This window comes from Usitatibacter rugosus (assembly GCF_013003965.1).
GTDB classification, from domain to species: domain Bacteria; phylum Pseudomonadota; class Gammaproteobacteria; order Burkholderiales; family Usitatibacteraceae; genus Usitatibacter; species Usitatibacter rugosus.
The window spans coordinates 47,005-61,353 of the sequence record NZ_CP053069.1 but is presented as its reverse complement, the minus strand read 5'-3'; the positions used below and the strand labels follow the sequence as shown (position 1 = coordinate 61,353).

The following is a 14,349-nucleotide window of genomic DNA, read 5'->3' as shown; positions in this document are numbered from 1 at the left end:
GGATCGAAACTGTACGCTTGCGTAATTACTCGGTCAAGTAGTTTCTTTCCGCGCCCTTGCGCCGGGTCATTTGTGGCCCCCCTCTCCTTCCGGTAACGTGGGGGCTGCACGCAGGGGTCCGGGACGCTACGTTCCGGTGAGACAAACCCTTCGAACCTGATCCGGATCATCCCGGCGTAGGGAGCGTGGCCCGGATCCCTCGGAGCCCCTCCACGCCGTCTTCAAGGAGTGAGCTCCATGAACGCCAATCCCAAATTCATCGCCGCCGCCGCCCACGTGGACGAGGCCGCGGTCCAGCCGCTGCCCGCCTCGCGCAAGGTCTACGTCCAGGGCTCGCGCGCGGACCTCCGAGTGCCGATGCGCGAGATCTCGCAGTCGGATACGCCGGCCTCGTTCGGCGCCGAGAAGAACCCGCCGATCTGGGTGTACGACTGCAGCGGGCCCTACACCGACCCCGCCGCGAAGATCGACATCCGCTCGGGCCTGGCGCCGCTGCGCGAGAAGTGGATCGAGGAGCGCGGCGACACGGACCGTCTTTCCGGCCCCTCGTCGCGCTACGGCCAGGAGCGGCTCGCCGATTCCAAGCTCGCGGAGCTGCGCTTCAATTTGAAGCGGGACCCGCGCCGCGCGAAAGCGGGCGCCAACGTCTCGCAGATGCACTACGCGCGTAAGGGCATCATCACGCCGGAGATGGAGTTCGTCTCGATCCGCGAGAACCTGCGACGCGCGGAATACCTGGAGTCGCTGCTCGCCACCGGGCCCATGGGCAAGCGCCTGCACGAGCTGATGGGCCGGCAGCATCCCGGCGAGTCCTTCGGCGCCTCGATCCCGAAGGAAGTGACGCCGGAGTTCGTGCGCTCGGAAGTCGCCCGCGGCCGCGCCATCATCCCGAACAACGTGAACCACCCCGAGAGCGAGCCGATGGCGATCGGCCGCAACTTCCTCGTGAAGATCAACGCCAACATCGGCAACTCCGCGATCGGCTCGTCCATCGCGGAAGAGGTCGACAAGATGACGTGGGCCATCCGCTGGGGCGGCGACACGGTGATGGACCTCTCCACGGGAAAGCACATCCACGAGACGCGCGAATGGATCGTGCGCAACTCCCCCGTACCCATCGGCACGGTGCCGATCTACCAGGCGCTGGAGAAAGTGGACGGCAAGGCCGAGGAGCTCACCTGGGAGATCTTCCGCGACACGCTGATCGAGCAGGCCGAACAGGGCGTGGACTACTTCACGATCCACGCCGGCGTTCGCCTGCCGTACATCCCCATGACGGCCAACCGCATGACGGGCATCGTCTCGCGCGGCGGCTCGATCATGGCCAAGTGGTGCCTCTCGCACCACAAGGAAAGCTTCCTCTACGACCATTTCGAGGACATCTGCGAGATCATGAAGGCGTACGACGTCGCCTTCTCGCTCGGCGATGGCCTGCGCCCCGGCTCGATCTACGACGCCAACGACGAAGCGCAGCTCTCGGAGCTGAAGACGCTCGGCGAATTGACGACGCTCGCGTGGAAGCACGACGTGCAGGTGATGATCGAGGGCCCCGGCCACGTGCCGATGCAGCTCATCAAGGAGAACATGGAGCTCGAGCTGGAGGCCTGCCATGAGGCGCCCTTCTACACGCTCGGGCCGCTCACCACCGACATCGCGCCCGGCTACGACCACATCACCAGCGGCATCGGCGCGGCGCAGATCGGCTGGTACGGCACCGCGATGCTCTGCTACGTGACGCCCAAGGAGCACCTGGGCCTGCCGGACAAGGACGACGTGAAGGACGGCATCATCACGTACAAGATCGCCGCGCACGCCGCCGACCTCGCGAAGGGTCACCCGGGCGCGCAAATTCGCGACAACGCCCTCTCGAAGGCGCGGTTCGAATTCCGCTGGGACGACCAGTTCAACCTCGGCCTCGATCCGGACAAGGCGAAGCTCTTCCACGACGAGACGCTGCCGCAGGAAGGCGCCAAGCTCGCGCACTTCTGCTCCATGTGCGGCCCGCATTTCTGCTCGATGAAGATCACGCAGGACGTGCGCGACTTCGCCGCGAAGCACGGCGTGTCCGACCAGGCCGCGCTGAAGAAGGGCATGGAAGTGAAGGCCGTGGAGTTCGTGAAGTCGGGCGCGGAGATCTACAAGAAGGCCTGATGGATTTCTACGCCACCGACGCGCAGGTCGAGGAGCTCGAACGCACGGCGGGCGCCGCCTCGGGCGGCGGGCGCCTCGAGCCCCTCGTGGCACTCGCGTGGCACCTGCGGCAGCGCGATGTCGCGCGAGCCGCCCGCGTGGCGCGCGAGGCCGAGGCGCTGGTGGACGCGGGACGCGGCGAGAGCCCGCAGCAGGGACCGCTGCCCGCACGCATCGCCCTCACGCTCGCCGAGTGCGCCCTGCTCAATTCCCACGTCGAGGAAGCGACGGCGCTCTGCCAGCGGGCCCGCTCCCAGTTCGAAAGCTGCGGGGATGTCGCGGGCGTGGGTGACGTGGCGTTGCTCGCCTCGCGCATCGCGGAGGTCGATGGAATGCGCGAGCGGGAGCTCGGCTTCTACCGCGAGGCGCTCGACGCCTACCGCGCCGCGGGCGACGTGCAGCGCATCGCGCACGCCCGCCTCTGGACCGTGCTCGCCAGCGGCTTTGGCGACCCCGGCTCCGTCGCCTCGGAGCTGCGGCTGATCCGCTCCGAAGTGATGCGGCCTTCGCCTTCGGTCGAGGCGCACCTTCGCTTCATCGAGGGCGTGCTCGCCTTCCAGCAGAACGCGTTCCTCGAGGTCGTGCCGATCTTCAGCGAGGTCGTTCCCTCGGCCCGGGCTTGCGGCATGCTCGAGCAGGCCTTCCGCGCCGAAGCCGGCCTGGTCTCCGCGCACTCGAACCTGGGCGACCGCGAAGCGAGCTGCGCCACGGCCGAGCGCCTGCTCGCGAGGGCCCGGCAACTGGGATGGCCGCGTGCCATCGGACATGCGCTCGCGAATTTCGCACGCCAGCTCTCCGACACCGGACAGCCCGAGCGCGCCATCGAGCTGCTCGCGGAAGCGCGCAGTGTCCTCGGCGACCATCCGCGGGCCCGGGGCTATGCCATTGCCACGTACTACCTCGGGGACGCCTGCCTGGCGTTGGGTCGCAACGAGGAGGCGCTGGAGCACCTGCGCCACGCCGAATCGATCATGCGCGACCTGGGCTCGCAGCCCGAGGTGGCGTGCCTGCTCGCGATTGGCGCGCAAGCGCTCTCGCGGCTGGGGCGAGCCCGCGAAGCGCTGGATAGCGCCAATGCCGCGCTCGAGCTCGCACGCAGCACCAAGGCGCGCCTGTGGGAAGTGGAAGCGCTGCGCTCGCTGGCGGAGATCTACGGCACGCACGGCACCGAGCTGGGCGAGCCCGACAACGTCGCCCTGGCGCTTCGTCACCTGGAACAGGCGCTGGAGGTGGTCGGTTCGATCGGCGGCCACCACGAGAAGAGCCAGCTCCACACCGAGATCGCGCGCGCCCATGAAGCGGCGGGCGATTTGTCGCGTGCGCTCGCGGCCGAACGCACCGCGCGCGCCGAGGAAGTGAAGGAAAAGGACCGGCGGGCCGTGAACCAGCTCCTGCTCGCGCAGGAGCGCCACGAGACCGAACGCGCGAAGGAGCGTGCGCGCGACCTCGAGTCGGCGCTCTCGACCCTGGAGAACCTCCGGCTGGTGGGCCAGGACATCACGTCGCACCTCGACCCGGCCGAGATGCTCGAGGCGATGCACCGGCACCTCGGCCGCTTCGCCGACGTCACGTTCACCGGCGTCTTCGTGTTCGACGCGGCCGGCGCACGCCTCACGCGCTACGCGATCGAGCGCGGACGACCGCTGCCGATCTCCGACGTGCAGCTCGCCGACTTCGAGAGCTATGCCGCGCGGGCCGCCCGCGAGCGCGTGGAGATCTGCATCGAGGCCGAGGAAGGCGCGCGCGCCGCGGCGCGGATCCCCGGCACCGAGCCCACGCGCACCTTCTGGTTCGCGCCCATGGTGGTGAAGGACCAACTGCTGGGTGTGCTCACGGTCCAGACCACGACGTTGGGCGCGTATGGTGAGCGCGAGAAGCTCGTCTTCCGCACGATCTGCGGCTACGCGGCCGTCGCCTTCGCCAACGCTCGCGCCCACGGGCAGCTCGAGGAGAAGCACCGCCGCCTGGGCGAGACGGAGTCCGAGATGCGCAAGCTCGCGACCACCGATCCGCTCACGGGGCTGGCCAACCGCCGGCGCTTCTTTGCCACCGCCGAGAGCGAGGTGTCGCGCGCCATCCGCTACGGCGGGGCGATCGGCGTCGTCATGGCGGACCTCGACCGCTTCAAGTCGATCAACGACCAGGGCGGCCACGGCGCCGGCGACCGCGTGATCTCCGCGGTCTCGACGGTGCTTCGCGCGCAGCAGCGCCCGCACGACGTGATCGGGCGGATGGGCGGCGAGGAATTCGCGTTCGTGCTCCCCGGGGCGGACCTCGAGGCGACGATGAAGGCGGCCGAGCGCATCCGCGTCGCGGTGGAAGCGCTGGAGGTCGAATACGCGGGGGCTCCCTTCCGCGCCACGATCAGCCTGGGATGCGCGGCGGTCGTCGATGCGCAGACGCTGCGCGGCAGCAGCGCGGCGGAGCTGGAAGACCTCCTGCGCGCCGCGGATGCCGCGCTCTACGAGGCGAAGCGGCTGGGCCGCAACCGCGTACACGGAGCGCCCGACGCACTGCAACGGCGCGCCGAGGCGCGCGAGGCTTAACCGCGGTCGAACTCGGCGGCGATGCGCTTGCGAAGCGCCGCGTCCGGCAGCGGCCCCGTGAGCGCCGCCATGTTCTCCTTCAGGTGCGGCAACTGCGACGTCGCGGGAATGGCGACCGTGACGGCCGGATGCCCCACGATCCACTTCAGGAACACCGCGGCCCACGTCGTCGCACCGATCTCCGCGGCCCAGCCCGGCAGCGCCTTGCCCTTCATGCGTCCGAACTGCGCGCCGCCGTCGAACGGGCGATTGATGATCACGGCCGTTCCACGCTCCGCCGCGAGCGGCAGCAGCCGCTGCTCCGCTTCGCGGTCCGCAAGGTTGTACGTCACCTGGAAGAAGTCGAGGCGCTCGCGCTGGATGAGCTCCTCGCCCAGGTCGTGGCGCCGGCCGTGCGAGGTGGTGACGCCGACGTAGCGCAAGCGCCCGTCGGCCTTCATCGCCTTCAGCGTAGGTAGGTGCGTGTCCCAGTCGAGGAAGTTATGGACCTGCAGGAGGTCGAAGCGCGGCACCTTCCACAGGGTGCGCGAGCGTTCCATCTGGCGGCGGCCGGCGAGGCCGCCCACGGTCCACACCTTGGTGGCCGCGAAGAGCGAAGGCGGACGGCCGATGCGTTCCAGCCCCACGCCGATCGTCTCCTCCGACGACCCATACATCGGAGAGGAATCGACGAGCCTCCCGCCCGACTCGAAGAACGCGCGCAGGATCGCCGCGCGCGTTTCCCGGCCGGGGGCATCCGTGACGTCGAAGGTAATCCAGGTGCCGAGGCCGATCGCGGGGATGCGCTCGCCGCTCGAGGGCACCGCGCGGGTGAGCGGTGCGTCGGCCGCAGCGGCACCCAGCGCGGGCAGGGCACCGAGTGCGGCGGCGGCTTTCAGCAGGGAGCGTCGATCCATCGGGGGCCAGCGGGATGCAATGATCCCGATGTTAGACTCGCGCGATGGATTTTGTTCCGGCCTGGCACGCGCTCCTCCTCGGGCTCGTCGAGGGACTCACCGAGTTCCTTCCCGTCTCCTCCACCGGTCACCTGATCATCGTCTCCGACTGGCTCGGCGCGAACGACGAGAAGGGCAAGGTGTTCGACATCGTGATCCAGCTTGGCGCCATCCTCGCCGTGTGCTGGGAGTATCGCGCGCGGTTCGCCAAGGCCTTCTCCGGCATCGCCTCCGACCCGGTGCAGCAGCGCTTCGCGGCCAACCTCTTCGTGGCGTTCCTCCCGGCGGCGATCGTCGGCCTCGCGTTCCAGTCGAGGATCAAGGAGCACCTGTTCAACCCGGTGAGCGTGGCGATCGCGCTCATCGTCGGCGCCTTCGCGATCTTCGCGATCGAAGCCTGGTACAAGCGTCACGGCGCCCCGCGCGTCACGGCCGTGGACGCGATGACGTGGAAGGACGCGCTGAAGGTCGGCCTCGCGCAGTGCCTCTCGCTCATCCCCGGGACGTCTCGCTCCGGCGCCACCATCATGGGCGGCATGGTCTTCGGCCTCTCGCGCCAGGCGGCCACCGAGTTCTCGTTCTTCCTCGCCGTGCCGATCATGTTCGCGGCGAGCGGGTATCAAGTGGTGAAGTACCGCGCGCTCTTCAGCGCCGGCGATCTCCTGCCCTTCGCCATCGGCTTCGTGGTGAGCTTCGTCTCCGCGCTCGTCGCGGTGAAGGCGCTGATCCGCTTCGTCGCGAGCCACGACTTCAAGGGCTTCGCGTGGTACCGGATCGTGCTCGGCGTCCTCGTGCTCGCGTATTTCTGGGGGCAGGCGCCGCACTAGGCGCTGCGGCCCTCGGACCACAGGAACTCCCACAGCGGCGAGAGCAGCGCCTGCGGCCGGTCCTCCGGAAAGAAGAGCTTCGCACCCGGCAGGGCCACGACTTTCACGGTGCCGGGGATCGTGCGCCCGAGCCAATGCGCCCACTTCACGTCGAAGAAGACGTCGTCCAGCGCCCAGACCACCAGGGTAGGTACGTGCAGCTCGCGCAGGCGCGATTCGATGCGCACTGTCTGCACGTTGTCGAACGACGTCCAATAGCGATGGAAGTTGTCGCGGCTCTCGGCCGTGGCGCGAAGCGGGTCGATATACGCGCGGTAGATCTCGTCGGTGAGCACGCGGGGGTCGGCGTAGGCGCGCGCGAAGCGCTCGTAGCGCAGCTCCGGCTCGTCTATAAGACGCTCGTAGCGCTCGATCAGCGTGCCGTTGCGGGCGGCGAGGATCGACGGCTTGATGAGCTCGGGCGGCCAGTTGTCGTGCACGTCGCAGTTGGTGAGCGTGAGCGTGCGCAGGCGCTTCGGGTTGTCCACCGCGAAGAGCTGCGCCACGGCGCCGCCGCTGTCGTTGGCGATCAGGTCCACCTGGTCGATGCCCAGCGCGTCGATGAATTCGCGCACCATCTGCGCCTGGGCCACGAACGACACGTCCTGCCCGGGAGCGATGCGGGTGTAGCCGAGGCCCATCAGGTCGAGCGCGATGCAGCGCCGGACGCCGTGCAGCTCGGCCATCACATTGCGCCAGTGCAGCCCGTTCAGGGGCACGCCGTGGATGAAGAGGGCCACGCGCCCCTGGCCCTGCTCGACATAGGCGATGTCGCCGGAAGGCGTGGCGGCGAAGCGGCGGCGTGCGTGGAAGGTTGCGACGTCCATCGCCGCGCCGCGTCCCGTGCCCGGCGTACCGCAGCCGCCCGCGACCACCGTGGCCGTCGCGGCCAGTACTCCGAAGAATTTCCTCCTGCCCATCATGTCGTCCACCCCACGTTGCGTGAAGGGAGCGACTGTAGGGCGGAGCGGCCCTAGCGCGCTGTCACGATCTTGCGAAGCTCGGCGGGCCGGGAGCCGACGCCGCGGCGCAGCGCCGCGGGCGTCACGCCGAAGAGCGTGCGGAAGTGCAGGGTGAAGTGGCTGTGGCTGGCGAAGCCCGCGTCGAGGGCGATGGTGGTGATGTCGGTGTCGGAGTCCACGACCGCCGAGAGCGCCTGCGCGAGGCGCAGGCGAAGGACGTACGCATAGACCGGCATGCCCACTTCCTGGCGGAACACATGGGCGAGATGGTAGGGCGACATGCGCGCGATTTCCGCAAGATCGGACAGCGTCCATTTGCGGTCGGGTGCGAGCGCCACCGCTTCCTTCACGCTCTCGATGCGGCGCGGGCCGGGGGGCTGCGCTTCGCCGATGCGAAGGCACGAGCGCAGCAACTCCGCGCACAGGCCCTCGATCTCCAGCGGGTCGCCTTCGCCGCGCGCGAGGCGGCGGTGCAGCACGCTCCGGCGGACCATCTGGCCGGGCTCGAGGAGGTCGTTGGAGGCGGCCATGGCGAGGAAGCGCTCCTCGGCGCGGGGCAGCTTCGTCACGAGCGCTTCGCTCGACCATTGCAGCACGAGGACGTCGTCGCCGATGCCGCCGGGAAAGCTCACGCGATACGGCTGGTCGGCCGGAAATGCGACGACGTGATTCGCGGTGGCGACGAGCTCGCGCCGCGGCGACGGGTGGCGGGCGAAGACGCCCCTCAGCGGAAAGGCGAGGACGTTGGCGCCGGGGGCCTCGACGTCCATGCAGCCGGGCGACACGGGGCGCGCCGCCACCTGGCCGACGCGAAGGCCGCCCGCGTCGTAAAGAACACGACGCGTCATCACCGGGATGTGGGATCCGTCCATGCGCGGGCTCGCCCGTTGCGGGAAGCCCGGGATGCTACGCGAAGGCCGACTCTTCCGTGTAACGCTTTATGAGCGCCAGGAGCTGGTCTTCCTGGTAAGGCTTGCCCATGTACTCGTTCACGCCGATCTCCAGCGCGTGGTTGCGGTGCTTGTCCGCGGTACGCGAGGTGATCATGATGATCGGGATGTGCTTCGTCTCCGCGTCCGCGCGCACGTTGCGCGCGAATTCGAAGCCGTCCATGCGCGGCATCTCGACGTCGAGCAGGATGCAGTCGGGCTTCACGTCCTGCAGCTGCTGGAGCGCATCGACGCCATCCTTCGCCGTGATGAACTCGTAGCCTTCGCGCGCGAGCATGCGGCCCGTGATCTTGCGCACGGTGAGCGAGTCGTCCACCACCATGACGAGGGCGGAGCCGGAGCGCTGGTCCACGACGAGCGCTTCCTGCGCCGGTGCGGCGACGACCGAGATCGTGCCCGCAGCCATCTCGCGATGCACGAGCTGCACGGGGTTGAGGATCAGCACCACCTGGCCGTTACCCAGCACCGTGGCGCCCGCGATACCGGCGAGGCGCGAGAGCTGCGGACCGATGGTCTTCACGACGACCTCGCGGTTGCCGATGATCTCGTCGACGCGGATCGCCGCGCGCTGCACGCCGCTCTTCAGCAGCAGCACCGGGATCTGGCGCGCGGGCGTGGGCGTGTCGATCTCGCCCAGCAGCGGCAGCAGCGAGCGCAGCGCGTACGTGTTGTCCTTCCAGCGGACCTCGCCGGCGCCGATCACTTCCGCGTACGGCGCCGCCTTGTATTCCTGCACCTGCTCGATCATCACCGAGGGGACGGCGTAGATGGTCGTGCCCGCGCGCAGCATCACCGCCTGCGTCACGGCGAGCGTGAGGGGGAGCGAGATCGTGAACGCCGTGCCGCGGCCGGGCGTGCTCGAGATCTCGACGCGGCCGCCCAGCGAGGTGATCTCGTTTCGCACCACGTCCATGCCGACGCCGCGGCCCGCGATCTGCGTGACCTCGCTCGCGGTGGAGAAGCCCGCCATGAAGATGAACTGGGCAAGCTGCGAGTCCGGGAGGTCCACGTCCGGCGCGAGCAGCCCTGCCTCGATGGCCTTCTCGCGGATGCGCTTGTAGTTGAGGCCGGCGCCGTCGTCGGAAACGGTGAGCACCACCTCGTTGCCGCGCTGGGCCGCGTCGATCAGCAGCTCGCCGATCTCGGGCTTGCCGCGCTTCACGCGCTCTTCCGGCATCTCGAGGCCGTGGCCCACGGCGTTTCGCAGCAGGTGCTCGAAGGGGCCGGTGATCTTCTCCAGCACCGAGCGGTCGAGCTCCACGCGCGAGCCTTTCAGCTCGAGGTTGGCCTTCTTGTTCAGTTCCTTCGCCGTCTGGCGGACGACGCGATAGAAGCGGTCTTGCAGGTTCGCCAACGGCACGAGGCGCACACCCATCAAGCCCTGCTGCAGCTCGCGGTTCAGGCGCGCCTGCTGGTGGATGGCGAGCTCGGTTTCGTCCAGGTTCTTCTGCAGCGACTGCTGCAGGGTGATCACGTCGCCCAGGCTCTCGGCCAGGAAGCGCGTGAGCTCCTGCATGCGCGAGAAGCGGTCGAGCTCGAGCGGGTCGAAATGCTCGCCGTGCTCTTCCTTCAGCTTGATCGCGCTCTGCATCTGCGTCTCGGAGGCGATCTCGATCTCGCGCAGCTGGGCGCGCATGCGCGAGACGTTGTCGGTGAGGTCGATCAACGCGCGCTTGAACGCCGTCATCTCGCCCTCGATGCGCGAGCGCGCGATGGACAGCTCGCCCGCCTCGTTCACGAAGCGGTCGATCATCTCCGCGTTGACGCGCAACAGCGCGACGCGGGCCTCGCGAAGCTCCGGCGGCAGCGCGGCTTGCTCGCGCACTTCCTGCGCGGCGGCGGCCATGACGGCGATCGCGCCTGGCTTGTCCCTCTGCTGCTCGAACACGGCGGAGACGGGAACCTCGACCGGCTCGATGCCTTCCAGGTCCTCGCCGCGCGCCAGGCGCTCCAGCGCGACCGAGAAGCGGTCCACCCTTTCCTCGAGCTCGTCGAACTGGCGCACGGTGGGCGACGGATCGCCCTCCATCGTGATCACGCGCGTCTCGAGCACGTGGGCCAGCTCGCCCAGGCGCATGAGGCCCGCCATGCGCGCGCTGCCCTTCAGCGTGTGCAGGTGGCGATGCAGGTCGGCGACAGGCGCGTGGTCCGACGGGGCGCCCTTCCAGTGCCGCACGCTTTCGGAGACGAGCGGGATGATCTCCTTCGCCTCGTCCAGGAAGATGGGCAGCAGGTCGAGGTCGACGTCGTCCTTGATCTTGCGTTGGTCCTTGCCGGCCTCGAACTGGGCCTCGGCGGGTTCTGCCACGGGCGCGGGTGCGGCGGCGGGCGCTTCGGCGGCCGCGGCTCGGGCATGCTCGATCGGACCCGGGGGCGGAACGACGACCGGCTTCTCGGGCTCGGGAGCCGGCGGCTCGAAAGAGAACGGCTTCGTCTCGACCTGCGTGGGCGGTGCTTCGACCGGCGCGGGCGGCTGGAAGGTCTCGGCCGGAGCCTCGAACACCGGCTCGGGCGGCGCGGCCTCGACAACGGGCTCGGGAGCCGGCGGTTCGGCCACGGGCTCTTCGAAGAGCGCGATGGGTTCCTCGACCGGCTCGGCGGGCGGCTCGGCGGACGCGAGCGCTTCCTGGCGGGCTTCGAGCGCTTCGCGCACGACACCCGGCATCTTGATGTGCGTGCCCTCGCCGGTCTTGCGCGATTCCTTGAGGCCTTCGCGAAGCGCGGTGAGCTCGACGATCACGTCGTCGCGCGGGAAGGGCTCCGCACGGCCGCGCACCGAGTGGACCATCGCGGTCAGCGCATCGACGGCGCGGCGCGTGGCGGCGAGGCGGTGGGCGTCGAACTCGGGCGGGAAATCGATCGCGTCCGACAGCCACTTCTCGAGCGCGGAGGCGACGTCGGCGATGAGGTCGAAGCTGGTGGTGCGCGAGCTGCTGGTGAGCGTGTGCGCGGCGCGCATGAAGTCGTGGCTCACCGGCGTCACCGGGTCGGCCTCGATGGCGGACATCTCGCGCTCGAGCGTCGCGATGTGCTCCTCGCATTCGCCGATGTAGATCGCGAAGAACGCCGGCGACAGCACGATCGAGCCGATGACGACGTCGGATTCCTCGGTGGTCTCCTCGATGCGCTCTTCTTCGGCAGGCTCGGTCGCGGCCGGCGGGGCTTCCGCTGCCGGGGCGAGGATGTCGTCGAACGAGAAGGCGAGGGCCTCTTCCTTCGTGATCTCCACCGCGGGCGGCGCGGCATCGGCCGCGGACGGTGCGGGAGTGAGATCGAGGGAGGCGAAATCGAGCGCGGGCACCGATTCGGCCGGAGCGGGTGCTTCCGCGGCCACCGGCGCGGGCTCTTCGAACGACGGCGCAGCCGCGGCCTCGGCGGTTGCCGTCGAGGCGGGTTCCACCTCGGGCAGCGACTCGAACACGGCGGGTGCGGATTCCGGCTCCTCGCCGCTCTTCAGCTGCTCGGCCCGGTGGGCGAGCTCGCTGCCGTCGATGTTGGACGGGGCGCCGCTCTTCAGCACGCCGATCCAGCCGCCGAAGGAATCCTGCGCGAGGTCGATGAAGGAAAGCAGCCCCGGCGTGGCGGGCCTTTCTTCCTTCAGCCATTTGTTCAGGACCTGCTCGCATTGCCACGCGACTTCGCCGAGATCCGTGAGGCCCACCATGCGGCCGGAGCCCTTCAGCGTGTGGAACCCGCGGCGGATCGTCGTGAGCGCCTCGCGGTCGTGCGGCACGTCGCGGCACACCATGAGGTTGCCGTAGATGGTCGCGACGACCTCGCTGGCTTCCTCGAGGAAGATCTCGAGCAACTCCTTGTCGATCTCGGCGCCGGGCGCGTCGACCAGCTGCACCATCTGCGGCGTGGGATCGGCGGGCGCCTTGTCGGGGGCCACGCCCTGGATCGCCTGGAAGACGCCGGTCTGCTGCGCGCCCTCGCTGCCCTGGATGGCGGCGAGCACGGCGTCGGCCTTGATCGCGAGCGTCGACTCGGACATCACGGCGGCGTCGCGCTTGAGATCGCCGACCGCCTGCTCGAGGCGTTCCTTCGTTTCTTCCTTCTCGGCCTTCGGCGCTTCCTGCCAATCCTCGTAGAGCGCGGCGACCTTCTGCTTCTGCACGTCCAGGTCGCCCGGCGAGACGGTCGCGGTGCGGCGGATGACGGTGTCGGCCTTCTTGGCCGGAGCCTCGGCGAGGCCGTAGCGGATCAGCGCGGGCATGAGCACCTCGCGCGGGTTCGCGGCGCCCTGCTGCAGCGCGTTGATGTAGAGGCCGAGCGCGGAAAGGCCGTCGGCGACCATCTCTGCCGCCTCGCCCACGCCGTCGGCGGAGCCCTCGGCGAACTGCTGCACGCGCGCCATCACGGCGGCGTTGAGCCCCGCGGCGTCGTGCAGCTCCATGATCATCAGCGCGCCCTGCACCTGCGCGAAGAGGCCCGGCAGGCCCTTCAGCTCGGGGCGCTTGGCGGCGTCGCGGAAGAAGGCGTCGAGCGCCTGCTCGATGTTCTGCAGGTTCACCTGCACTTCCTGGCCCACCTGGAAGATGAGCAGGCGCTCCTGGGCGCGGCGCGTCATCTCGTCGAGGAGGCCGCCTTCGAGCGCGTCCATCGGCGGGAGCACGTCGCCGGCCATGGCGATGCGCAGGCGTTCGGTGACGGTCTTCGACTGGCGCGCGAAATCGGTGCCGAGCTTGAAGTAGTTCTCGAGCGAGGCCTCGATGAACAGCATCGCGGTCGCGACCTCGAGGGCCTGCGCTTCCGACGGCGGGATCGCCTTCGCCTTCAGCGTGGGCGCCACGTCGGTGAGGCGCACGAGCACGAGCTGGATGTCGCGGTTCGGCAGGCGCTGCGCCTTCTCGGCGAGGGCCAGCGACTGCTTGCCGAAGGGCTCCAGCGCGGCGCGGTTGCCCGAGGTGTACTTGAGCCAGGTGTCCTTCTGCTGCGCCGTGAGGTCGCGCATCTCGCGCAGCAGGCCCGCCAGCTCCTCGTCGCCGGAGTCGCCGTGCGGCGCTTCGGGAGTCGTCATGAGCTGCGGGAGGTGATAGGCGTCGTGCGCGAGCGCGACGCGGTCGGTCACGGGACGCGCGCGGCCGACGGAGAGCAGCAGGTCGCGGAACAGGCGCTCGGGCACCTTCGCCGAACCCTCGATCATCTGCTTGATCTGCTGGTCGACCTTCGCGTAGAGCGGCTTGGCTGAGGCGCCGGGCTCGAGGCCGCCGAAGACGAGCGCGTCGAAGAACGCGGCGGCGGCGGTCCAGAACGGGCGCGTGTTGGTCGTGGCCTGCAGCGACTCGATCGCGACGACCGCGCCGTGCATCTGGCGCAGCGCATCCGAGATGTCGCCGCCCTTCAGGACCTTCAGCAGGCCCTGCTGGTATTGCGAGCGCTGGTGCGACAGGGCCTTGGCGAGCACCGCGTCATCGAGCACCGCTTGCGCCGGCTCGACGGGCGGAAGCTCGAGCGACAGGTTCGGGTAGAAGAGGTCGCCCTCGTTCGCATCGGCTCCGCCGCGCGCGCGATTCAACTCGAGGTACGCGGCAAGCAACGTCATCGGCCGGTCGGGATCCCCGGCCAGCAGCGAGTCGAGGTACGACGAGAGCGCGGAGATGCCCTTCTTCGCGACGCCGACCGTGCCGCCGATGCGCCCCGCGTCCTCGCCCTCGAGGTACGCGACGAGCTTCTCCAGCTCTTCGTTGAAGCGCGTGGCCGCGCCGAGGCCCACCATCGCGAGCGCGCCCGTGGCCTGGTGCAGGTGCGTGAGGATGTACTTCACCGGCGCGCGGTCGGCCGGATTCGCCGTCAGCTTGTCGAGGTTCTCGCGCGCCTGGTTCAGCGAATGGTCGATCTCGGTCTTGACCCAGGTGAGGGGGCCAAGATCGAAGCTGGTCACGGGGATCGCCGCCATC

The 14,349-nt window shown here is 69.4% G+C and carries 7 protein-coding genes and 1 riboswitch; of the genes, 3 read left to right on the top strand and 4 right to left on the bottom strand.

The window, feature by feature from the left end; translation table 11 throughout:
• Positions 1-102 precede the first annotated feature (102 nt).
• Positions 103-200: riboswitch (TPP riboswitch) on the top strand.
• A gap of 37 nt (positions 201-237) precedes the next feature.
• Together thiC and DSM104443_RS00245 are read left to right on the top strand one after the other, a co-directional pair.
• On the top strand, positions 238-2,151 hold the full coding sequence (gene thiC / locus DSM104443_RS00250; RefSeq protein WP_171088719.1) for a phosphomethylpyrimidine synthase ThiC: 1,914 nt from the start codon (positions 238-240) through the stop codon (positions 2,149-2,151).
• Entirely contained in the window at positions 2,151-4,736 is a 2,586-nt protein-coding gene (locus DSM104443_RS00245) for a tetratricopeptide repeat-containing diguanylate cyclase (RefSeq protein WP_171088718.1), read from the top strand. The genes thiC and DSM104443_RS00245 overlap by 1 nt, the downstream gene beginning before the upstream one ends.
• On the opposite strand, the gene DSM104443_RS00240 is transcribed toward DSM104443_RS00245, so the two are convergent.
• Positions 4,733-5,632: an aldo/keto reductase gene (locus DSM104443_RS00240; protein WP_171088717.1), complete on the bottom strand. Its 900-nt coding sequence runs from the start codon at positions 5,630-5,632 to the stop codon at positions 4,733-4,735. The genes DSM104443_RS00245 and DSM104443_RS00240 overlap by 4 nt on opposite strands.
• Before the next feature lie 44 nt (positions 5,633-5,676).
• Between DSM104443_RS00240 and DSM104443_RS00235 the strand changes: the two genes are divergently transcribed.
• The gene (locus DSM104443_RS00235) at positions 5,677-6,498 is read left to right on the top strand and encodes an undecaprenyl-diphosphate phosphatase (RefSeq protein ID WP_171088716.1); all 822 of its coding nucleotides are present in this window, start codon (positions 5,677-5,679) and stop codon (positions 6,496-6,498) included.
• Here DSM104443_RS00235 and DSM104443_RS00230 read toward each other — a convergent pair.
• From DSM104443_RS00230 to DSM104443_RS00220, 3 genes are read right to left on the bottom strand one after another with little or no spacing between them, the layout of a single operon-like run.
• On the bottom strand, positions 6,495-7,460 hold the full coding sequence (locus DSM104443_RS00230; RefSeq protein ID WP_171088715.1) for an alpha/beta fold hydrolase: 966 nt from the start codon (positions 7,458-7,460) through the stop codon (positions 6,495-6,497). The genes DSM104443_RS00235 and DSM104443_RS00230 overlap by 4 nt on opposite strands.
• Positions 7,461-7,510: 50 nt before the next feature.
• Positions 7,511-8,371 (bottom strand): helix-turn-helix transcriptional regulator, encoded by an 861-nt coding sequence (locus DSM104443_RS00225; RefSeq protein WP_171088714.1) that lies wholly within the window; start codon positions 8,369-8,371, stop codon positions 7,511-7,513.
• 34 nt (positions 8,372-8,405) lie between these two features.
• Positions 8,406-14,348, bottom strand: a complete 5,943-nt coding sequence (locus tag DSM104443_RS00220; protein WP_171088713.1) for a hybrid sensor histidine kinase/response regulator — start codon at positions 14,346-14,348, stop codon at positions 8,406-8,408.
• Position 14,349: the final 1 nt, after the last annotated feature.

What these genes read in the sequence shown, in the direction of transcription:
- DSM104443_RS00235 (WP_171088716.1), top strand. Translation starts at nt 5,677, where the DNA reads ATGGATTTTGTTCCGGCCTGGCACGCGCTCCTCCTCGGGCTCGTCGAG.
- DSM104443_RS00240 (WP_171088717.1), bottom strand. Translation starts at nt 5,632, where the DNA reads ATGGATCGACGCTCCCTGCTGAAAGCCGCCGCCGCACTCGGTGCCCTG.
- DSM104443_RS00245 (WP_171088718.1), top strand. Translation starts at nt 2,151, where the DNA reads ATGGATTTCTACGCCACCGACGCGCAGGTCGAGGAGCTCGAACGCACG.
- DSM104443_RS00220 (WP_171088713.1), bottom strand. Translation starts at nt 14,348, where the DNA reads ATGGCGGCGATCCCCGTGACCAGCTTCGATCTTGGCCCCCTCACCTGG.
- thiC (WP_171088719.1), top strand. Translation starts at nt 238, where the DNA reads ATGAACGCCAATCCCAAATTCATCGCCGCCGCCGCCCACGTGGACGAG.
- DSM104443_RS00225 (WP_171088714.1), bottom strand. Translation starts at nt 8,371, where the DNA reads ATGGACGGATCCCACATCCCGGTGATGACGCGTCGTGTTCTTTACGAC.
- DSM104443_RS00230 (WP_171088715.1), bottom strand. Translation starts at nt 7,460, where the DNA reads ATGATGGGCAGGAGGAAATTCTTCGGAGTACTGGCCGCGACGGCCACG.